The organism is Streptomyces sp. NPDC005492 (genome assembly GCF_040605995.1).
Taxonomy (GTDB): domain Bacteria; phylum Actinomycetota; class Actinomycetes; order Streptomycetales; family Streptomycetaceae; genus Streptomyces.
This window is the reverse complement of sequence record NZ_JBEXDX010000002.1, coordinates 357,621-376,584: the sequence shown is the minus strand read 5'-3', so window position 1 is coordinate 376,584 and position 18,964 is coordinate 357,621. Positions and strand designations below refer to the sequence as shown.

The window sequence follows — 18,964 nt, the reverse complement described above, 5'->3', positions numbered from 1 at the left end:
CTCCCCCGAGGACGCGTGGAACCTGTCTCCGAAGGTAGCCTCGCACCCGCCACTGACATCAGGGCTTTTCCGCACCAATCCGATCGATCCCGCCGGATGGGGACACCTGCGCCCCAGTGATGCGGACGGGCCTCAGATGTGACGGGCGGAAAGGGCGGTCAGCCGGCGGGCTCCAGGAACCCCTGCTCCACCAGCAGCCGGATCTGCGCCGGTGTGCGGTCGCGGAGCAGGACCGGGTCCTCGCCGACGAGTTGGGCGATGGCGTCGAGGATGCGGCCCGCGCTCAGCGTGCCGTCGCAGACGCCTGCGAAGCCCGCGCCGACCGTGTCGACCTTGGTCGCCCGGCGCATGCCGCGGTTCTGGCGCAGCACGACGTGCTCGGGGTCCTCGGCGCCGGGCAGCCCGACCTGTTCCTGGATGACCTCGGGGGCAAGCCTGAAGTGGGCGGCGAGCAGCGCCGCGTCGTCGTGGGCGCGCAGATAGTCCACGCGGTCGAAGTGCACCCGCACGGTGTCGCCGAGCGGCTGCTCGACCGGGTGCGGCCACTCCTCGACGGTGATCGAGGGCACCTCGGACCCCGTCCTGCGCAACGTGATCCAGCCGAAGCCCACGGCCTTGACCTTGCGCGCCTCGAACTCGTCGAGCCATGCGTCGTAGAGCGCCTCGTACGCGGTCGTGTCACCCCGGTGGTCGCCGGCGTCCCTGAGCCACAACTCGGCGTACTGCGTGACGTCCTGGACCTCGCGCTGCACGATCCACGCGTCGCACCCGCGCGGCACCCACGACCTGAGCCTGTCCTGCCAGTCCTCCCCCTCCACGTGCTGCCAGTTGGCGAGGAACTGCGCGAATCCGCCCTCGCGCAGCCTCTCCCCCGCCTCCTGAACGAGCGACCGGCACAGATCGTCCCCGCCCATCCCGCCGTCGCGGTAGGTGAGCCGGGCACCCGGCGAGATCACGAAGGGCGGGTTCGAGACGATCAGGTCGTACGTCTCGTCGTCCCGGACCGGCTCGAAGAGCGAACCCTCGCGCAGGTCGGCCGCCGGTGCCCCGGAGAGCGCCAGGGTGAGCGCGGTGATGTGCAGGGCGCGCGGGTTGAGGTCGGTGGCCGTCACGCGCGTGGCGTGCCGGGCCGCGTGCAGCGCCTGGATGCCGGAACCGGTGCCGAGGTCGAGCGCGGCGGCGACCGGCGTCCGTACGGTGATGCCCGCGAGGGTCGTGGACGCGCCGCCCACCCCGAGGACGACGCCTTCGTCGCGGCTGCCGATCCCGCCGGCCCCGCCGACCGCGCACCCGAGGTCGGACACGATGAACCAGTCCTCGCCCTCGGGGCCGCCGTAGGGCCGTACGTCCACGGTGGCGGCCACCTCGTCGCCGCCCACGGACGTCAGCCAGCCGCTCTCCAGGCACGCGGCGACGGGCAGCACGTCCGCCACGCGTGCGTGCGGCACGGGCTGCTGGAGCAGGAACAGCCGGACCAGGGTCTCCAGCGGGGTGTCGCCCCGGGTCGCCCGGAGGGCCGGCACGGTCTCGCTGCGGGCCAGCGCCGCGTACGCGGGGGCGCCGAGCAGGTCGAGGAGTCCGTCGGCGGTGAAGGAGGCGCCGAGCAGGGCGTCCCGGAGCCGGGCGGCGATCTCCGGGCGGTCGGATGCGGGCAGCGTGGGCAGGGTGGAGTTACTCACACCCCCATTGTGGCCGCTCGGACGGACAACATGCCCGGCATGCGAAGGCCCCGGCACGCACGCGTACCGGGGCATCTTTCAGTGACTGAAAGATCGCCCACTACAGGGGAGGCGGTTTCCCCGGCGGGCTCAGGCCGCCGACGCCGAGGGTGACGCGGACGCCGACTTGCAGGCCTCCTGCTTGGCCATCGCCGTGCCGACATCGCCCTCTTCGAGGGTCTTCAGGGCGTCGTTCCCGCTCGTGCTGAGCTTGTCCAGCGAGGTCGCGATGCCCTTGAGGCCGTCCGCGAACTTCGCCTGGTCCTTGGTGTCGAGCGCGTCGACCTGCTTCTTCAGGGTGGCGTACGACGTGGAGATGCCGTTGAGCTCCGTGACGGCGTCCTGCTGCTTCTTGGCGCCGTTGTCGACGTTCGGAGCCCCTGCGGTGTTCACGGCCGCCCCGATCGCCTTGTAGGCGTCGGACATGTCCTGGAAGGCCTGCGAGTCGGTCTTCTGGACCTCTTCCGGGGTGCTGTTGTCCGAGGTCTCCTTCTGGATCGCCGTGTTGGCGGCCGCGATCTTCTTCGCCTGCGGCTGCACCGCGACGCACACCTGCTTGGCCCAGGCGTCCAGCTTGGCGTCGCTGTCGTCGCCGCTGCCGCCGCATCCCGACAGCCCCAGTACCAGTACCGCACCGCCGGACAGTGCGGCCGCGAGCTTCTTGTTCACCGGATTGGTCCCTTCCATGGCTCTCGGCCCCGGAACATACACGCCGAACGGGCGACACCCCCGGGCCTAAGGTCCGATAGAAGGCCTTTTGAATCCATTTGCACCAAGCGAGAGAAGGCTCACGGCGAGGGCCTGAACACATACGAAACGGGCGGGCGGCGCCCCCAACTCGCGCCACCCGCCCGCCCGTTGAGCAGGGCTCCGTAAGACGGCCTACGAAACCACCGCGGGATCAGGCGACTTGGCCGACCGCTCGGCGTCGTCCTCGTCCCCCACGGCGATGCCGCGCCGCTTGGAGATGTACACCGCGACGACGATCACCAGGAACGCGAGCACCGCGATCGTGATGCGCACCCCGATGTTCTTGTCGGCGCCGTAGCTGAACTTGATGACCGCGGGCGCGATGAGCAGCGCGACGAGGTTCATCACCTTCAGCAGCGGGTTGATCGCCGGTCCGGCGGTGTCCTTGAAGGGGTCGCCGACCGTGTCGCCGATCACCGTGGCCTCATGCGCCTCGCTGCCCTTGCCGCCGTGGTTGCCGTCCTCGACGAGTTTCTTCGCGTTGTCCCAGGCACCGCCCGAGTTCGCGAGGAAGACCGCCATCAGCGTGCCGGTGCCGATCGCGCCCGCGAGGAACGAGCCCAGCGCGCCGACCCCGAGCGTGAACCCGACCGCGATCGGCGTGAGCACGGCGAGCAGACCGGGCGTGGCCAGCTCGCGCAGCGCGTCCTTGGTGCAGATGTCGACCACGCGCCCGTACTCCGGTGTCTCGGTGTAGTCCATGATCCCGGGGTGCTCGCGGAACTGCCGCCGCACCTCGTAGACCACGGCCCCGGCAGACCGCGACACCGCGTTGATCGCGAGACCGGAGAAGAGGAAGACGACCGCGGCGCCCGCGATGAGCCCCACCAGGTTGTTGGGCTGGGAGATGTCCATCATCAGGTTCAGCGGCGCGCCCGCGCCGGAGACCTTCTCGCCGACGTCGTTGGCGGCGGTGACGATCGCGTCCCGGTACGACCCGAAGAGCGCCGACGCCGCCAGGACGGCGGTGGCGATGGCGATGCCCTTCGTGATGGCCTTGGTGGTGTTGCCCACCGCGTCCAGGTTGGTGAGCACCTGCGCGCCCGCGCCCTCGACGTCGCCGGACATCTCCGCGATGCCCTGCGCGTTGTCGGAGACCGGCCCGAAGGTGTCCATGGCGACGATCACACCGACCGTGGTGAGCAGACCGGTGCCGGCCAGCGCCACCGCGAACAGCGCCAGCATGATCGAGGCACCGCCGAGCAGGAACGCCCCGTAGACCGCGAGGCCGATCAACAGGGCGGTGTAGACGGCCGATTCGAGGCCGAGGGAGATACCGGCGAGGATGACGGTGGCCGGACCGGTGAGCGAGGTCTTGCCGATGTCCATCACGGGCCGGCGGTTGGTCTCCGTGAAGTAGCCGGTCAGTTGCTGGATCAGTGCGGCGAGCACGATGCCGATGGCCACGGCGACGAGCGCGAGGATCCGCGGATCGCCGTCCTTGGCCTTGATCGCCGCGTCGGTGACGCCGTCGAGGTCGCCGTAGGACGACGGCAGATAGACGAAGACCGCGACCGCCACCAGCACGAGCGAGATCACCGCGGAGATGAAGAAACCCCGGTTGATCGCGGACATACCGCTGCGGTCGGACCGGCGTGGCGCCACCGCGAAGATGCCGATCATGGCGGTGATCACACCGATCGCCGGCACGAGCAGCGGGAAGGCGAGCCCGGAGTCGCCGAAGGTGGCCGTGCCGAGGATCAGCGCGGCGACCAGCGTCACGGCGTACGACTCGAAGAGGTCGGCCGCCATGCCCGCGCAGTCGCCGACGTTGTCACCCACGTTGTCGGCGATGGTCGCGGCGTTGCGCGGGTCGTCCTCCGGAATGCCCTGCTCGACCTTGCCGACCAGGTCGGCGCCGACGTCGGCGGCCTTGGTGAAGATGCCGCCGCCGACACGCATGAACATGGCGATGAGGGCGGCACCTAGGCCGAATCCCTCCAGCACCTTCGGCGCGTCGGCCGCGTACACCAGCACCACGCAGGAGGCGCCCAGCAGACCGAGCCCCACCGTGAACATGCCGACGACGCCGCCCGTACGGAAAGCGATCTTCATGGCTTTGTGCGAGACGGCGGTGAGATCCTTTTCCGGCTCACCCTCCGCCGGGGTCGCTTCCCGGGCCGCCGCGGCGACACGGACATTACTGCGTACGGCGAGCCACATGCCGATATAGCCGGTGGTCGCCGAGAACACCGCGCCGATCAGGAAGAAGATCGATCGTCCGGCGCGCTGATTCCAGTCGTCCGCGGGCAGCAGCAGAAGCAGGAAGAAAACGATCACGGCGAATACGCCGACCGTGCGCAACTGCCGTCCCAGATAGGCGTTGGCGCCCTCCTGGACCGCTGCCGCGATCTTCTTCATGCTGTCCGTGCCCTCGCCGGCCGCGAGCACCTGGCGCACCAGGACGCCCGCGACCACGAGCGCTGCCAGAGCGACGACACCGATCACCATCACGAGGATGCGGTTGTCGTCGGTCAGGACTGCGGCTGCGAAGGTTGTGGGGTGGTCAAACTGCTGAGGGGTAGAAAGCCCCGCCATTCGTCCTCCTTGACGCCTGTGCTGAGCTCAAGATGTGGACGGATTGTAGGTACCGGAACCTGATCAAAACAGTGCGCGGCAAACGGAATTGGCCTTCGCATAGTAATGCGTTGAAAGCATTGTCGCTTGATCGAATCATCGGCGCGAGGCGAACGCGTGATCGCGCACATTGATCGTGAATAGTTTCACGAATTCCGCCGCACGCTCCCGCGTTCTCCCGTGCTCTCCCGGAAATGCCGAAGGGCCCTGCTCAGCAGGGCCCTTCGGCTGTGGTGTGCGGCGGTTTTCAGGAAAGCATCGCGGCCGGCGGTGTCGTCGGCCAGGTCATACGGATCAGCCCGCCGTGCTCGCCGGCGGTGACCTCGACGTCGTCGACGAGCCCGCTGATGACAGCGAGACCCATCTCGTCCTCCTCGGTCTCCGCGTCCGGATCGTCGCCGGGCGCCCCGGGCGCCTTGTCGCCGGGGGCCGAGCGTGGCGCCTCGTCGCCGACCTCGATGGAGAACTGCTTCTCCTCCTCGATCAGCAGCACCTTCACCGGGGCGGTGATCCCGCTGCTCTGGTGCAGCCCGACGGCACGGGTGCATGCCTCGCCGACGGCGAGTCGCACCTCGTCGAGTACGGCCTCGTCCACTCCGGACCTGCGCGCCACCGCCGCCGCCACCAGTCGGGCGGTCCTGACGTGCTCGGGCAGCGCGCTGAAGCGGAGTTCAACGGTGGCCATGCATCCCCCTCGGGACTACGGGCGTGCTGTCGATGGGCCGGGCCGCCGAAAGCCCGGCCCACCGGTCGTCTACTGCTGCCGGCCGGGAGCGGCCAGGAGCCGCTCCCGGAACGGTCGGGTCAGTCGGTGGCCGCCACCGCTTCCTCGACCGAGGTGTGAATCGGGAACACCTTGGTGAGGCCGGTGATACGGAAGATCTTCAGAATGCGCTCCTGGTTGCAGACCAGGCGCAGCGAGCCCTCGTGGGCACGCACCCGCTTCAGGCCGCCGACCAGCACACCGAGCCCGGTGGAGTCGAGAAAGTCGACGCCCTCCATGTCGACGACGAGGTGGAAACTCCCGTCGTTCACCAGCTCGACAAGCTGTTCGCGCAACTTGGGCGCGGTATATACGTCGATTTCGCCACCGACCTCGACGACCGTACGATCGCCGACGGTACGGGTCGACAGGGACAGGTCCACGGATCCTCCAGCACCTTGCTATCGAGCGGTCATCCCATGGGACACCTCGGCAGAGCCCCCAGGACGGTTCGCCAGCCGCGATGGCATTCAATCACTTACCGCAGGGCGTGCACGACGCCTTGGCTCCATTGTCCGTCACGCCGGTGACACACTCGGTGCCGATGGCCAAGAATCAGCGATCCGATCGACCCTCGGCGAGCCCCGTGTCCGGGCTCTCGCCGGGCACGGTTCTGGACCGGCTCGCGTCCGGACCGAGCCGGGCTTCGCGCATCACTCATACGGAGCACTTGCCCCCACGTGAGGGCCGCCATGCCGTCTGGCCTGATCGGATTCGCGCGGAGGTGATCGCCACCGTCCAGGAGGCCGGTATCGAACACCCCTGGGCCCACCAGGCACAGGCCGCCGAGCACGCTCTGGACGGCGAGTCGGTGATCGTCGCCACAGGGACCGCCTCGGGCAAGTCGCTGGCGTATCTCGTCCCCGTCCTCTCGGCGCTCCTGGACGGCTCCGAGGCCCCGAACGGCCGCGGCACCACCGCCCTCTACCTGGCCCCCACGAAGGCCCTGGCGGCCGACCAACTCCGCTCTGTGAAGGAACTTTCACAACCTCTGGGCAATGCCGTTCGCCCAGCCGTGTACGACGGCGATACTCCGTTCGAGGAGCGTGAGTGGGTACGCCAGTACGCCAACTACGTCCTGACCAACCCCGACATGCTCCACCGGGGCATATTGCCCTCGCACCCCCGCTGGTCCTCCTTCCTGAAGTCGCTGAAGTACGTCGTCATCGACGAGTGCCACACCTACCGGGGCGTCTTCGGCTCCCACGTCGCCCAGGTACTGCGCCGACTGCGCCGCCTCTGCGCCCGCTACGGCTCCTCCCCCGTCTTCCTGCTCGCCTCCGCGACCGCCGCCGAGCCCTCGGTCGCCGCCCGCCGCCTCACCGGCCTCCCCGTGGTCGAGGTCGCCGACGACGCCTCACCGCGCGGTGAACTGGTCTTCGCCCTCTGGGAGCCCCCGCTCACCGAACTGCACGGCGAGAAGGGCGCCCCGGTCCGCCGTACGGCCACCGCCGAGACCGCCGACCTGCTGACCGACCTCGCCGTCCAGGGCGTCCGCTCGGTGGCCTTCGTACGATCCCGGCGCGGCGCCGAGCTGATCGCGCTGATCGCCCAGGAACGCCTCGCCGAGGTCGACCGCTCGCTGGCCCGACGGGTCGCCGCCTACCGCGGCGGCTACCTCCCCGAGGAGCGCCGCGCCCTCGAACGCGCCCTCCACTCCGGCGAGCTGCTCGGCCTCGCCGCCACCACCGCCCTCGAACTCGGCATCGACGTCTCGGGGTTGGACGCCGTCCTCATCGCCGGCTACCCCGGCACCCGCGCCTCCCTGTGGCAGCAGGCCGGCCGCGCCGGACGTACCGGCCAGGGAGCCCTGGCCGTCCTGGTGGCCCGCGACGACCCCCTGGACACCTTCCTGGTCCACCACCCGGAGGCCCTGTTCGACCAGCCGGTGGAGTCCACGGTCCTGGACCCGGACAACCCCTACGTCCTGGCCCCCCACCTGTGCGCGGCGGCGGCCGAACTACCGCTGACCGAGGACGACTTGGAGCTGTTCGGCCCGGCCACGGCGGACCTGCTGCCGCAGTTGGAGGCCGCGAAGCTGCTCCGCCGCCGGGCCAAGGCCTGGCACTGGACGCGCCGGGAACGCGCCGCCGACCTCACCGACATCCGTGGCGGGGGCGGAAAGCCGGTCCAGATCGTCGAGAACGGCACCGGCCGCCTGCTGGGCACGGTCGACGAGTCCGCCTCCCACACGACCGTCCACGAGGGCGCGGTCCACCTCCACCAGGGCCGCACCTACCTGGTCCGCTCCCTGGATCTGGAGGACTCGGTCGCCCTGGTCGAGGAGGCGAGCCCGCCGTACTCGACGGTCGCCCGCGACACCACGGCGATCTCCGTCCTGGACACGGACGTCGAACTCCCGTGGGGCCAGGGCCGGTTGTGCTACGGCTCGGTCGAAGTCACCAACCAGGTCGTCTCCTTCCTCCGTCGACGTGTCATCACAGGTGAAGTCCTCGGCGAGTCGAAACTCGACCTCCCTCCTCGTACGCTCCGCACCCGTGCCGTGTGGTGGACGGTCACCGAGGACCAACTCGACGCCGCCCGGGTCAACCCCGAGATCCTCGGCGGCGCCCTGCACGCCGCCGAACACGCCTCGATCGGCATGCTCCCCCTCTTCGCCACCTGCGACCGCTGGGACATCGGCGGGGTCTCCGTCCCCCTGCACCCGGACACCCTGCTCCCCACGGTCTTCGTCTACGACGGCCATCCCGGCGGCGCGGGCTTCGCCGAGCGCGCCTTCCACACCGCCCGCGCCTGGCTCACCGCCACCCTCCAGGCCATCGCATCCTGCGAGTGCGAGGCCGGCTGCCCGTCCTGCATCCAGTCCCCCAAGTGCGGCAACGGCAACGAGCCGTTGCACAAGCGGGGCGCGGTGCGGCTGCTCACGGAGCTGTTGCGGGAGGCGCCGGAGAAGAAGGCGGACGAGGGTCACCGGGCGGCAACGGTGGAGGCACCGGTCCCGCAGGCCCCGCCCGTGCCCTGACCTCCGCCGCGAACGGTCCCAGGCCCGCGGCCGCCGTCACGTCCGACGTCTCCCCCACGACCGCGCACCGCACCAGCCGCGTCCCCTGCGCCCGCGCCACCCGCTCGGCCAGGGCACAGGCCCCCGCACCGCCCTCCGCCCAGTGGTCGGCCGCCGCGAGCGCCGCGAGATCCGCTCCGCCGGCCGCGCGATGCCGGGCCACGACGGCCTGCCCCAGGGCGAGCACCACCCCGAACACGACACCCAGCACAGCCATCGCGGTGAGGGTCCACACGGTGGCGGACCCCCGGTCCGAGTGACGGGATCTCCCACGCCCCGCAGCAGGGATACGACACCTCACGGCCCCGCCCTCCCCTCTCCGACCGTCTCCTCCGCCACCGCCACGGCCTCCTCCCGCACCTCGAAGGGCAGCCCGCCCAGCACCGGCGGCTTCGCGATCACGACCACATGGACCTGGTCGCCCTCTCTGCCCACCGTGACCTTCGCTCCCCGTGGCGCCGTCTCCCGGGTCACCTCGACGACCGCGCCGGCCGGGTCCTGCCGAGCCGCCGCTCGGGCGCCCGCGCGTGCCGCGTCCACGCACTGGATCTGCGCGGCCACCACCAGCAGCCCCCACACCAGCGCCATCGCGAACATCACCAGCACCGGCAGGACCACGGCGGCCTCCGCCGTCACGAACCCCGCGTCCCCGCCCCGGCGTTCACATCTGCGCATCGAGGGCCCGCTTCACGATGCTCTGGAGTTCCGCGCTGACCGCTCCACTGGTCACCACCTTGTAGAGCACCACCGCGAACGCCACCGCCGCGATCAGCCCCATCGCATATTCGGCCGTGGCCATGCCCGCGTCCGCTCGCCCCACGGCGCCCAGTCGGGCCCGTGCCCGGACCGCCCGCACCACGCGTACCGCCGCCGTCTTCACTGCCTTGTACATCTCAACCCCCGTGAGGTTCCTGTCGGTTCAGTCGCTCGATCAGTCGTCGTTCGTCATACGTGGGTCACCGCTCACCCCTCCCGTCAGCCGCCGCCCCCTCCCGCCGCGCCGCCCGCGAGCCCGATCACCACGGGCAGTACGCCGACCGCGATGAACGCGGGCAGGAAGCACAGCCCCACCGGTGCGGTGATCAGGACGGCCGCCCGTCGAGCCCGCGCCGTCGCGGTGCGGGTCCAGTCGGCGCGGGCCTCCGCCGCGAGCCGTGCGACCGGTCCGGCGGCGGGGAGCCCCGACTCGTCGGCCCGTTCGAGCAGCCGGGCCAGCGGGCCGGCCCCCGGCAGCGCGGCCAACCTCCGCCAGGCGTCGGCGGGTTCGCCGCCGAGCCGGACCTCCGCCGCCGCCCGCGCCAGCCGCTCCCCAACGGGCCCCGCGAGGGCCTCGCCCACGGCCTGGGAGGCGATCACCGGCGAGGCTCCGGCGGCGATGCAGGCGGCCAGCAGATCGGCGGCCAGCGGAAGTTGGCGCGCGGCGGTGGCCGCGTCGCGTTCGGCGACGGTGTCCTCGGCCGCCTGCGTACGGCGCCACCGCCAGAGTCCGAGGCCGGCCACCGCGCCCACCACGACGCCGGCGACCCCACCGACCAACACCCAGCCGGCACCCACGACACCCACCACGGGCAACCACCGCAGCGCGACGCCCCGAGCCCCGAACCACCGCCCGGCGGAAGGTACTTCGCGCATATCCCGCACATCCCGCGCTTCCCGAAGGAGCAGGATGGCCAGCCGTCGCCGAGCCCTCCGCTCCCGCCGCGCCGCGTCCAGCCACCGCACCAGACACCCCACGACCAGCACCGCCCCCAGGGCCACCCCCAGCCTGTGGACAACTTCCGTACTCATGCCGCCTCCACCCCTCGCACGATCCGCCACGCCCACCACAGACCGAGGCCCTCCAGTGACCCCCCGACCACCAGGCATCCCAGCCCCGGCCCGCTGTGCAGCAGCACGTGCAGCGGATCGGCGCCCATGGCCGTGCCGAGCAGCAGGCCGAGCACCGGCAGGCCGGCGAGCATCACCGCGGTGGCCCGTGCCCCCGCCAACTGGGCGCGGAGATCGGCCCGTTGGTCCCGGTCGGCGCGCAACGCCCCTTCGAGCCGGTCGAGTCCCGCCGCGAGCCCGGCTCCCTGGTCCACCGCGACCCGCCAGCACGCCGCCAGCCCCAACAGCCCGTCCGCGCCCGGCTGTCGCGCCGCCGAGGTCAGCGCACCTGGTACATCCCCGCCGAACCGCGCCGCCGCCAACACCGCGGCCTGCGCCTCCCCGAGCCCACCCGAGTCGAGCGCCGCCCGCAGCAGGGCCTCCCCCGGCTGCCGCCCGGCGCGCACCTCCCCGGCGAGCGTCGAGCACAGCGCGATCACCGCGTCCTCGCACGCCTCCCGCGCCCGCCGGGCCTCCCCGGCCAGACGCACCCGCCGTAGCAACGGCACTCCGACCGCCCCCGCGACGAGTGGAACCACCGAGGCGCCCAGCAGCGCGAGGACCGCTCCGACAGCCAGCGACCACCATTCGGCCCGCAACCGGCCCCTGATCCGCCGCAGTTCACCGGCGGCCCGCTCCCACGAGGGCGGGCCTACGCCCACCACCCCGGCGCCCGCGAACAGCAACTGCGCCCGTCGTGCCCCGGATCGCCGCCCGCCCATCAGGAGGACAAGGGCCCCGACACACATCGCGGCCATCCCGACCGACATCTCACCCGTTCCCACAGCCATCACCTCTCCCAGTCACCCCTAGCCCTCTTCACCGCCGCCCCGGATCAACTCCCGCAACCGCTCCCACCCCCGCTCGTACGCGAACGCCTCCGCTCCCCAGCGCAGCGCCGGTACGGTCCGCACCAGCCCCGACGGGTCCCGCTCCAGGACGTGCACCTCGGCGATCCGGCGCCGCCCTGCCCGGTCCCGCACGAGATGCAGGACCACCGAGAGGGCCGCCGCCAACTGGCTGTGCAGCGCGGCCCGGTCGAGGCCTGCGGCCGTCCCCAGGGCCTCCAGGCGGGCGGGGACATCGGCCGCCGCGTTCGCGTGCACGGTCCCGCAGCCGCCCTCGTGGCCCGTGTTGAGCGCGGCGAGCAGGTGGACGACCTCGGGGCCGCGCACCTCGCCCACGACCAGCCGGTCCGGCCGCATCCTCAGGGCTTGGCGGACCAGGTCCTGGAGCGTGACGAGCCCGGCACCCTCCTGGTTGGCGGGTCTGCTCTCGAGCCGTACGACGTGCGGGTGGTCCGGTTTCAGCTCCGCGGAGTCCTCGGCGAGGACGATCCGCTCGCCCGATCCGACAAGGCCTAGCAGCGCGCTCAGCAGGGTCGTCTTGCCGCTGCCCGTACCGCCGCTGATGAGAAAAGACAGCCGCGCCTCGATCAGGGCCCGCAGGACACGGTCCCCACCCGGCGGCACGGTGCCCGCCCTGACCAGCTCGCCGAGCGTGAACGCGCGCGGTCGTACGACCCGGAGCGAGAGGCAGGTGCAGCCGACGGCGACCGGGGGCAGTACGGCGTGCAGACGGGTCCCGTCGGGCAGCCGGGCGTCGGCCCAGGGCCGGGCGTCGTCCAGTCGGCGTCCGGCCACCGCGGCCAGGCGCTGCGCGAGGCGTCGTACGGCTGCCGCGTCCGGGAAGGAGACGGCGGTCAGTTCCAGGCCACCGCCCCGGTCGACCCACACCCGGTCCGGGGCCGACACGAGGACGTCGGTGACCGAGGGGTCGGCGAGGAGTGACTCCAACGGCCCGCTGCCCACCAGTTCGGACCGCAACTGCTCGGCCGCGCCCAGTACTTCGGCATCCCCCAGCACCCGCCCCTGCTCCCGCAGCGCCTGCGCCACCCGCGCGGGCGTCGGCTCACCCCCGCTCTCGGCCAGCCACCGCCGCACACCGTCGAGCAACCCCGGCTCACCACTCGCCCCGGCCGCGTCCCAGGCCCAGCGGCCCGAAGCGCCCACCGACTCGAACCCGGCCGCCGCACTCACCGGCCCACCCGCCGAACCGCCGTCACCAAAGGACGCACCCCTCGCCGCGCCCACCGAACCGCCCATCCCCGTAAGCCCGGACACCCCGCTCCCCAGGGCCCCACCCGAGCCGCTCCGCCCGGAATTCCCCGCGCCTCTCACCAGCCGCCTCATACGCCACCCGCCTCGACCAGCGCCCGCTCCAGGAACTCCCGACAGAACCGCGCCAACGGCCCCCTCCCGGCCGCCCCCGGCGGTGCCTTGCCCTCGTGCGGCCGCGACAGCCCGGATTCGACCGGCACCTCACCCACCAGGGGCAGGCCGAGCAGCCGGGACACCTCCCTGTCGTCGAGGCCGGGGGCGTACGGCCCGCGTACGGCCACACGCAGGTCTCGCAGGACCATGCCGACGGCGGAGGCCACCCGTCCGGCCGCCGCCACGGCGCGCAGTTCGGCCGGGACCACCAGGAGACCCACGTCGAGCTGGGCGAGGGCCTCGGCGACACCGTCGTCGATGCGACGGGGCAGGTCGACGACGACCGTGCCGCCGCGCCTCCTGGCCGCGGCGAGCACCGCGCGGACGGCCTGGGGCGGGATCGCGACGCAGTCGCCGCGGTCCCAGCTGAGCACCCGGAGCGAGTGCAGTTCGGGAAGGGATTCCTCGAGTGCGCCGCCGCCGACCCGCCCGCGGGAGGCGGCGAACGCGGGCCAGCGCAGGCCTTCGGCGCTCTCGCCACCGAGGAGCACGTCGAGTCCGCCGCCCAGGGGATCCGCGTCCACCAGGAGCGTGCGCAGTCCCTCACGCGCGGAGGTGACGGCGAGCGCGCAGGCCAGCGTGGACGCCCCGGCCCCGCCGCGGCCGCCGATGACGCCGACGGTGAGCGCGGGGCGGCCGACGCCCTCGGCCACGTCGGCGATGCGGTCGACCAGCCACTGTTCGCCGTCGGGCAGCACCAGGACGTGGTCGGCGCCGATCTCGACGGCCCGCCGCCAGACCCCGGAGTCGTCCTGGTCCCGGCCGACCAGCACCACCCCGCGTCGGCGGGCGGCCCCGCGCACCCGTCGTGCCGCGTCGTCGCCGACCAGGACGAGCGGCGCCGTCTCCCAGCCGCCCTGGCGCTCCGGCACGCCGTGATGGACCTCGGGTGTCGCTCCGGCCGCCGCGCACAGGCGCAGCAGATCGTCGAGGAGTTCGGCGTCCTCGGTGACGATCAGCGGTCCGCCCTGTCGCCCTCCGGCGGCGGGCTGTGGTTCGTGTGTGACAGTTCCGGCCATGTTTTCCATCCCCCGTAGCGGTGTCTTCCGCGTGACCCTGCGGCCCCGCGATTCCCAAACGTGTGGAGAACCGGTCACCGGCCCTCCATATGCACGGCCGATAGGAACCGGCCGAGCGCGTCCGACAAACGGAACCGGCCAAGAACTCGCCGCGAGCCGGACGCGTTGGAATCACGGTGCGGGCATCACGGAAATCGTGTGGATCTTGGTCGAAAACTGTGGACGACTCAGGGCCTGTGAATATCGCCGTCACCCATACCGGTGACCCCTGTACTGCCCCCTGTGCGAGTTCCGCAGCGCAGTCCAGCGGCTACGCACAGTGACGGGTTCGGGGCATGAAAAAAGGCGGCACCAGCCGCCTCGCGATGGCCTCACGACCACGATCAGAACGGGAAAACGCGTCCGGACATGCGACGACCCCCACCGGGGGGGAGAGTGGGGGTCGTCTTCACGGCCGACTCGGGGGGGGAGGAGCCGGGCCGCGTTAGCACGGTCGCGAACGATCCGTGACTTCCATGGTGTACCCGAGAGCCCTCTCAGGCAAACCCACGCGCCTCACCTTACGCCGAATGGGCTGCGCCTATGCTCAGGGTTGTGGAAAACCACTCCTTGCCCCGCACAGCAGCCTTCTTTGACCTGGACAAGACGGTCATTGCGAAGTCGAGCACGCTCACCTTCGGCAAGTCCTTCTACCAAGGCGGACTGATCAACCGCAGGGCCGCACTGCGGACCGCCTATGCGCAGTTCGTCTTCCTCACCGGCGGCGCCGACCACGACCAGATGGAGCGGATGCGCAAGTACCTGTCCGCGCTCTGCCGCGGCTGGAACGTCCAGCAGGTCAAGGAGATCGTCGCCGAGACGCTGCACGACCTGATCGACCCGATCATCTACGACGAGGCGGCCTCCCTCATCGAGGAGCACCACTCGGCCGGCCGCGATGTGGTGATCGTGTCCACGTCCGGCGCCGAGGTGGTCGAGCCGATCGGTGAACTCCTGGGCGCGGACCGGGTGGTGGCGACCCGCATGGTCGTGGGCGACGACGGCTGCTTCACGGGCGAGGTGGAGTACTACGCGTACGGCCCGACGAAGGCCGAGGCGGTCAAGGAGTTGGCCCGGTCCGAGGGCTACGACCTCGATCGCTGCTACGCGTACAGCGACTCCGCGACCGACGTGCCGATGCTCCAGTCCGTGGGCCACCCCTACGCGGTGAACCCGGACCGCGCGCTGCGCCGTGAGGCCGTCGCGCGCGGGTGGCCGATTCTCGACTTCAACCGCCCGGTCCGGCTCAAGCAGCGGCTGCCCGGACTCTCCGTACCGCCTCGCCCGGCGCTCGTCATGGCCGCGGCGGTGGGCGCCGCGGCGGCCACCGCGGGGCTCGTCTGGTACGCGAGCCGACGCAAAGCGGCGACCGTTTACGCCGGTTAATGACTCTTTGGACGCAAAAGTAAAGAAGCGCGGTGAGGGGTTCCGCTTCCTCCAGGGCTGGAGTACAAAGGATTCAACGGCCCGCGAGACCAAGGACATCCGAGAGGATCACCTTAAGAACGCAGTTGGCCCCACGGACCGCGCATGAACACCGAGCACCCACGCGACGTCGACCCGTCGATTACGGGCCAGCCGCACCAGGTGACGGGCAAGGTTCCCGACCTGATGGGCAATATTTCGAGGACGCTTGGTAACCCGGTGGACATGCCAGCGGCGGTACGAATCCTCGTACCGCCGCAACCCTGTGAAGGCCCCCTCCCTAGGGGGCCTTTTCCATGTCAGGCGGCCCCGCGCTGGAGCGCCTCGCACACCGCCGTCGACTCGCGCGCGCCGAGCTCGACCGCCCTGCCGCAGTGCGCGATCCAGGCGGCCATGCCCTCCGGGGTGCCGGAGACATAAGCGTCCAGTGCCGCCAGATAGGCCGCACGCCCCAGATCGGCGTGGCCGACCTCGGCCGGGCAGACGGACTTCGGGTCGAGGCCGCCGCCGATGAGGACGATGCGCTCGGCCGTGCGCGCGATCAGGCCGTTGTGGGAGGCGAAGGGGCGCAGTGCGAGCAGTTCGCCGTGCACGACGGCGGCGGTCACCAGCGCCGGCGCCGAGCCGCCCGCGATGATCAGGTCCGAGAGCCCGTCCAGGCGCCCCGACACCTCGGCCGGGCTCGGCAGCGGCAGTTCGACGAGCGGCTCGTCGACCGGCTCCCCCTGCTGTCGCGGCCGTCCGACCACGTCCTCGTCGCTCGCGGCCGCCACCAGGTGCAGCCGGGCGAGCACCCGCAGGGGCGACTGCCGCCAGATGGACAGGAGTTGGCCCGCCTCGGCGGTCAGCCGGAGGGCCGCACCCATCGTGCGGGCCTCCCCGTCACCGCTGAAGTCGGTACGCCGGCGCACCTCTTCCAGTGCCCAGTCGGCCCCGGACAGCGCGGCGGAACCGCGGGCGCCGCGCAGGGCCGCCTCGGCGGTGATCTCGTTGCTGCGGCGCCGCATGACCCGGTGGCCGTAGACCCGATCCACGGCCTTGCGCATGGACTCGACGGACTCGGCCACTCCGGGCAGCGTGCCCAGGGTCGCGAGCGGATCGGCGGTCGCACCTGTCGTACTCATGAGTACGACAGTAGCCATCCCGGGCGCACACCCCACGATTGAGTGGTCTTCTTCACGCACACCTGCCACATACAGCTACCTCCCGACTACGCTTCGTGAACATGAAAATTGCTTTCGTCGGGAAGGGCGGCAGTGGCAAGACCACCCTGTCCTCCCTGTTCGTCCGCCACCTCGCGGCCACCGCCCAACCGGTCGTCGCCGTCGACGCGGACATCAACCAGCACCTGGGCCCCGCGCTGGGCCTGGACGAGGCGGAGGCCGCCGCCCTGCCCGCGCTCGGCGAGCACCTCCCCCTGATCAAGGACTACCTGCGCGGCACCAACCCGCGCATCGCCTCCGCCGACACGATGATCAAGACCACCCCGCCCGGCGAGGGCTCCCGGCTGCTGCGGGTGCGTGAGAACAATCCGGTCTACGACGCCTGCGCGCGACCGGTGGAACTCGACGGCGGCACCGTCCGTTTGATGGTCACGGGCCCCTTCACGGACGCCGACCTGGGGGTCTCCTGCTACCACTCCAAGACGGGAGCGGTGGAGCTGTGCCTGAACCACCTGGTGGACGGGCGCGACGAGTTCGTCGTGGTGGACATGACGGCGGGCTCGGACTCCTTCGCCTCCGGCATGTTCACCCGCTTCGACATCACATTCCTGGTGGCCGAGCCGACCCGGAAGGGGGTCTCCGTCTATCGCCAGTACAAGGAGTACGCCCGCGACTTCAAAGTCGCCCTGAAGGTCGTCGGCAACAAGGTGCAGGGGCAGGACGACCTCGACTTCCTCCGCGCCGAAGTCGGGGACGACCTGCTCGTGACGGTGGGGCACTCGGACTGGGTGCGCGCCATGGAGAAGGGCCGGCCGCCCCGGTTCGAGCTCCTGGAGGACGCCAACCGGCGTGCCCTGCGCCAGTTGGAGATCGCCGCCGACGCGACGTACGAGCTGCGCGACTGGGAGCGCTACACGCAGCAGATGGCGCACTTCCACCTGAAGAACGCGCGGAGTTGGGGCAACGAGCGCACCGGGGCCGACCTGGCGGCGCAGGTCGACCCCGGGTTCGTGCTCGACGAGAGCGTCAGCGCCTCCGTGTGAGGCGGGTCCGCTCCCGACTGCCTACTGCTTGACCGCCGGCGCCCCGGGCACACCCTTCGGGGCCGGCGCGGGGCGGCCGGTCAGGAAGGAAGCCCAGCCCTGCTTCGGTGCCTCGCCGACGTTCAGGGAGCGCAGCTTCGCCACGGTCTGCGGGTCCTGGGCGTCCAGCCAGTCGGCCAACTGCCGGAAGGAGACGCAGCGCACCTCGGGCTTGTTGCAGACCTTCTCGATGACCTCGTCGAGGGCACGCATATAGGTGCCGCCGTTCCAGGACTCGAAGTGGTTGCCGATGACCAGGGGCGCGCGGTTGCCGTCGTAGGCCCGGTCGAAGCCCTTGAGCAGGCCGTCACGCATCTCGTCGCCCCACTGGCCGAACTTGTCGGGGTCGCCCTGGGTCTGGGTGCCGGACTGGTTGACCATGAAGTTGTAGTCCATGGTCAGTTGCTCGTAGGCGTGCCCGGGGAAGGGGACGAGCTGCATCGACAGGTCCCACAGCCCCTCCTTCTTCTTGGGCCAGACCTGGTCGTTGACCCCGCTGGTGTCGTAGCGGAAGCCCAACTGGCTGGCCGCCTTCATGAAGTTGGCCTGGCCCTCCAGGCAGGGGGTGCGGGCGCCGACGAGTTCCTTGTCGTAGTCGAAGGGCAGCGGAGCCGCCTTCGTCATTCCGGAGTTGGTCTTCCAGCTCTTCACGAACTGCTTGGCCTGGGCGATCTCGCTCTTCCACTCGGCGACCGACCACTCGCCGACCCCGCCGTTCTTGCCGCAGAAGTGACCGTTGAAGTGGGTGCCGATCTCGTTGCCCTCCAGCCACGCCAGGCGCAACTGCTTCACGGTGTCGGAGATGCCCTGCTCGTCGTTGAAGCCGATGTCGGAGCTGCCCGGCGAGTGCTCCGGGGGCTTGTAGAGGTCGCGCTTGTCCTCCGGCAGCATGTACACGCCGCTGAGGAAGTACGTCATGTTGGCGTGGTTGGCCTTGGAGAGCTTGCGGAAGTGGGAGAACAGCTTCTGGCTGTCCTCGCCGGCTCCGTCGAAGGAGAAGACCACGAACTGCGGGGGCTTCTGGCCGGGCTTGAGCCGCTCGGGTCTGGGCAGGTGCGGCTGCGCGCCGGTGTACGACGTGGAGCCGTCCCCGATCAGGCGGACTCCGCTCCTGGGTGCCGGGGCGGGCGCCGCCTTCCGCGGACCGTGCGCTCCGTTCGGGGAACCGTTGTCACCGAGGGCGCAACCGGCGAGCGACGCGGCACAGGCCGCGGCGATCACGGCACCCGCGGTGATCCTCTGGGTGGCGGCCATGTCCGCCCACCTT

At 71.2% G+C, this 18,964-nt stretch carries 17 protein-coding genes; 3 read left to right on the top strand and 14 right to left on the bottom strand.

Going from position 1 to position 18,964, the window contains the following annotated elements; genetic code table 11:
* Positions 1-158: 158 nt before the first annotated feature.
* The 5 genes from ABZT04_RS04525 to bldG all read right to left on the bottom strand — a co-directional run bounded on the left by ABZT04_RS04525 (position 159) and on the right by bldG (position 6,191).
* The gene (locus tag ABZT04_RS04525; RefSeq protein ID WP_356052831.1) at positions 159-1,679 is read right to left on the bottom strand and encodes a class I SAM-dependent methyltransferase; all 1,521 of its coding nucleotides are present in this window, start codon (positions 1,677-1,679) and stop codon (positions 159-161) included.
* A 129-nt stretch (positions 1,680-1,808) separates the two neighbouring features.
* Positions 1,809-2,405, bottom strand: coding sequence for a small secreted protein (locus ABZT04_RS04520; protein WP_356052829.1), 597 nt, complete (start codon positions 2,403-2,405; stop codon positions 1,809-1,811).
* Between the two features lie 195 nt (positions 2,406-2,600).
* On the bottom strand, positions 2,601-5,006 hold the full coding sequence (locus ABZT04_RS04515) for a sodium-translocating pyrophosphatase (protein ID WP_356052826.1): 2,406 nt from the start codon (positions 5,004-5,006) through the stop codon (positions 2,601-2,603).
* 286 nt (positions 5,007-5,292) lie between these two features.
* Entirely contained in the window at positions 5,293-5,730 is a 438-nt protein-coding gene (locus ABZT04_RS04510; RefSeq protein WP_356052824.1) for an ATP-binding protein, read from the bottom strand.
* 119 nt (positions 5,731-5,849) lie between these two features.
* On the bottom strand, positions 5,850-6,191 hold the full coding sequence (bldG, locus tag ABZT04_RS04505; protein ID WP_003975386.1) for an anti-sigma factor antagonist BldG: 342 nt from the start codon (positions 6,189-6,191) through the stop codon (positions 5,850-5,852).
* An 80-nt stretch (positions 6,192-6,271) separates the two neighbouring features.
* Between bldG and ABZT04_RS04500 the strand changes: the two genes are divergently transcribed.
* Positions 6,272-8,791, top strand: coding sequence for a DEAD/DEAH box helicase (locus ABZT04_RS04500; RefSeq protein WP_356052822.1), 2,520 nt, complete (start codon positions 6,272-6,274; stop codon positions 8,789-8,791).
* Here the strand turns inward: ABZT04_RS04500 and ABZT04_RS04495 are convergent.
* The 7 genes from ABZT04_RS04495 to ssd all read right to left on the bottom strand — a co-directional run bounded on the left by ABZT04_RS04495 (position 8,691) and on the right by ssd (position 13,988).
* Entirely contained in the window at positions 8,691-9,119 is a 429-nt protein-coding gene (locus tag ABZT04_RS04495; protein ID WP_356053070.1) for an Rv3654c family TadE-like protein, read from the bottom strand. The genes ABZT04_RS04500 and ABZT04_RS04495 overlap by 101 nt on opposite strands.
* Positions 9,120-9,127: 8 nt before the next feature.
* On the bottom strand, positions 9,128-9,505 hold the full coding sequence (locus ABZT04_RS04490) for a TadE family type IV pilus minor pilin (protein WP_355907617.1): 378 nt from the start codon (positions 9,503-9,505) through the stop codon (positions 9,128-9,130).
* Positions 9,492-9,722 (bottom strand): DUF4244 domain-containing protein, encoded by a 231-nt coding sequence (locus ABZT04_RS04485; protein ID WP_356052820.1) that lies wholly within the window; start codon positions 9,720-9,722, stop codon positions 9,492-9,494. Before ABZT04_RS04485 ends, ABZT04_RS04490 begins: the two co-directional genes overlap by 14 nt.
* 83 nt (positions 9,723-9,805) lie before the next feature.
* The gene (locus tag ABZT04_RS04480) at positions 9,806-10,618 is read right to left on the bottom strand and encodes a type II secretion system F family protein (RefSeq protein WP_356052818.1); all 813 of its coding nucleotides are present in this window, start codon (positions 10,616-10,618) and stop codon (positions 9,806-9,808) included.
* Entirely contained in the window at positions 10,615-11,487 is an 873-nt protein-coding gene (locus ABZT04_RS04475; RefSeq protein WP_356052816.1) for a type II secretion system F family protein, read from the bottom strand. The genes ABZT04_RS04480 and ABZT04_RS04475 overlap by 4 nt, the downstream gene beginning before the upstream one ends.
* Before the next feature lie 18 nt (positions 11,488-11,505).
* Positions 11,506-12,888, bottom strand: coding sequence for a TadA family conjugal transfer-associated ATPase (locus tag ABZT04_RS04470; protein WP_356052814.1), 1,383 nt, complete (start codon positions 12,886-12,888; stop codon positions 11,506-11,508).
* Positions 12,885-13,988, bottom strand: coding sequence for a septum site-determining protein Ssd (gene ssd, locus ABZT04_RS04465; RefSeq protein ID WP_356052812.1), 1,104 nt, complete (start codon positions 13,986-13,988; stop codon positions 12,885-12,887). Before ssd ends, ABZT04_RS04470 begins: the two co-directional genes overlap by 4 nt.
* Positions 13,989-14,570: 582 nt before the next feature.
* Here ssd and ABZT04_RS04460 point away from each other — a divergent pair.
* Positions 14,571-15,413 carry an HAD-IB family hydrolase gene (locus ABZT04_RS04460; protein ID WP_356052810.1) on the top strand — a complete coding sequence of 281 codons (843 nt, stop codon included), beginning with the start codon at positions 14,571-14,573 and terminating at the stop codon, positions 15,411-15,413.
* Positions 15,414-15,751: 338 nt separating this feature from the next.
* Here the strand turns inward: ABZT04_RS04460 and ABZT04_RS04455 are convergent, their stop codons facing one another.
* Positions 15,752-16,576 (bottom strand): oxidoreductase, encoded by an 825-nt coding sequence (locus ABZT04_RS04455; RefSeq protein WP_356052808.1) that lies wholly within the window; start codon positions 16,574-16,576, stop codon positions 15,752-15,754.
* A 101-nt stretch (positions 16,577-16,677) separates the two neighbouring features.
* On the opposite strand from ABZT04_RS04455, the gene ABZT04_RS04450 reads away from it, so the two are divergent.
* Positions 16,678-17,658, top strand: coding sequence for an ATP-binding protein (locus tag ABZT04_RS04450; RefSeq protein WP_356052806.1), 981 nt, complete (start codon positions 16,678-16,680; stop codon positions 17,656-17,658).
* 21 nt (positions 17,659-17,679) lie between these two features.
* On the opposite strand, the gene ABZT04_RS04445 is transcribed toward ABZT04_RS04450, so the two are convergent.
* Positions 17,680-18,951, bottom strand: a complete 1,272-nt coding sequence (locus ABZT04_RS04445) for a hypothetical protein (RefSeq protein ID WP_356052803.1) — start codon at positions 18,949-18,951, stop codon at positions 17,680-17,682.
* Between the last annotated feature and the right edge of the window lie 13 nt (positions 18,952-18,964).

What these genes read in the sequence shown, in the direction of transcription:
- ABZT04_RS04460 (WP_356052810.1), top strand. Translation starts at nt 14,571, where the DNA reads ATGCTCAGGGTTGTGGAAAACCACTCCTTGCCCCGCACAGCAGCCTTC.
- ABZT04_RS04475 (WP_356052816.1), bottom strand. Translation starts at nt 11,487, where the DNA reads ATGGCTGTGGGAACGGGTGAGATGTCGGTCGGGATGGCCGCGATGTGT.
- ABZT04_RS04520 (WP_356052829.1), bottom strand. Translation starts at nt 2,405, where the DNA reads ATGGAAGGGACCAATCCGGTGAACAAGAAGCTCGCGGCCGCACTGTCC.
- ABZT04_RS04510 (WP_356052824.1), bottom strand. Translation starts at nt 5,730, where the DNA reads ATGGCCACCGTTGAACTCCGCTTCAGCGCGCTGCCCGAGCACGTCAGG.
- ABZT04_RS04480 (WP_356052818.1), bottom strand. Translation starts at nt 10,618, where the DNA reads ATGAGTACGGAAGTTGTCCACAGGCTGGGGGTGGCCCTGGGGGCGGTG.
- ABZT04_RS04455 (WP_356052808.1), bottom strand. Translation starts at nt 16,576, where the DNA reads ATGAGTACGACAGGTGCGACCGCCGATCCGCTCGCGACCCTGGGCACG.
- ssd (WP_356052812.1), bottom strand. Translation starts at nt 13,988, where the DNA reads ATGGCCGGAACTGTCACACACGAACCACAGCCCGCCGCCGGAGGGCGA.
- ABZT04_RS04515 (WP_356052826.1), bottom strand. Translation starts at nt 5,006, where the DNA reads ATGGCGGGGCTTTCTACCCCTCAGCAGTTTGACCACCCCACAACCTTC.
- ABZT04_RS04445 (WP_356052803.1), bottom strand. Translation starts at nt 18,951, where the DNA reads ATGGCCGCCACCCAGAGGATCACCGCGGGTGCCGTGATCGCCGCGGCC.
- ABZT04_RS04500 (WP_356052822.1), top strand. Translation starts at nt 6,272, where the DNA reads ATGGCATTCAATCACTTACCGCAGGGCGTGCACGACGCCTTGGCTCCA.
- ABZT04_RS04490 (WP_355907617.1), bottom strand. Translation starts at nt 9,505, where the DNA reads ATGCGCAGATGTGAACGCCGGGGCGGGGACGCGGGGTTCGTGACGGCG.
- ABZT04_RS04485 (WP_356052820.1), bottom strand. Translation starts at nt 9,722, where the DNA reads ATGTACAAGGCAGTGAAGACGGCGGCGGTACGCGTGGTGCGGGCGGTC.
- ABZT04_RS04450 (WP_356052806.1), top strand. Translation starts at nt 16,678, where the DNA reads ATGAAAATTGCTTTCGTCGGGAAGGGCGGCAGTGGCAAGACCACCCTG.
- ABZT04_RS04470 (WP_356052814.1), bottom strand. Translation starts at nt 12,888, where the DNA reads ATGAGGCGGCTGGTGAGAGGCGCGGGGAATTCCGGGCGGAGCGGCTCG.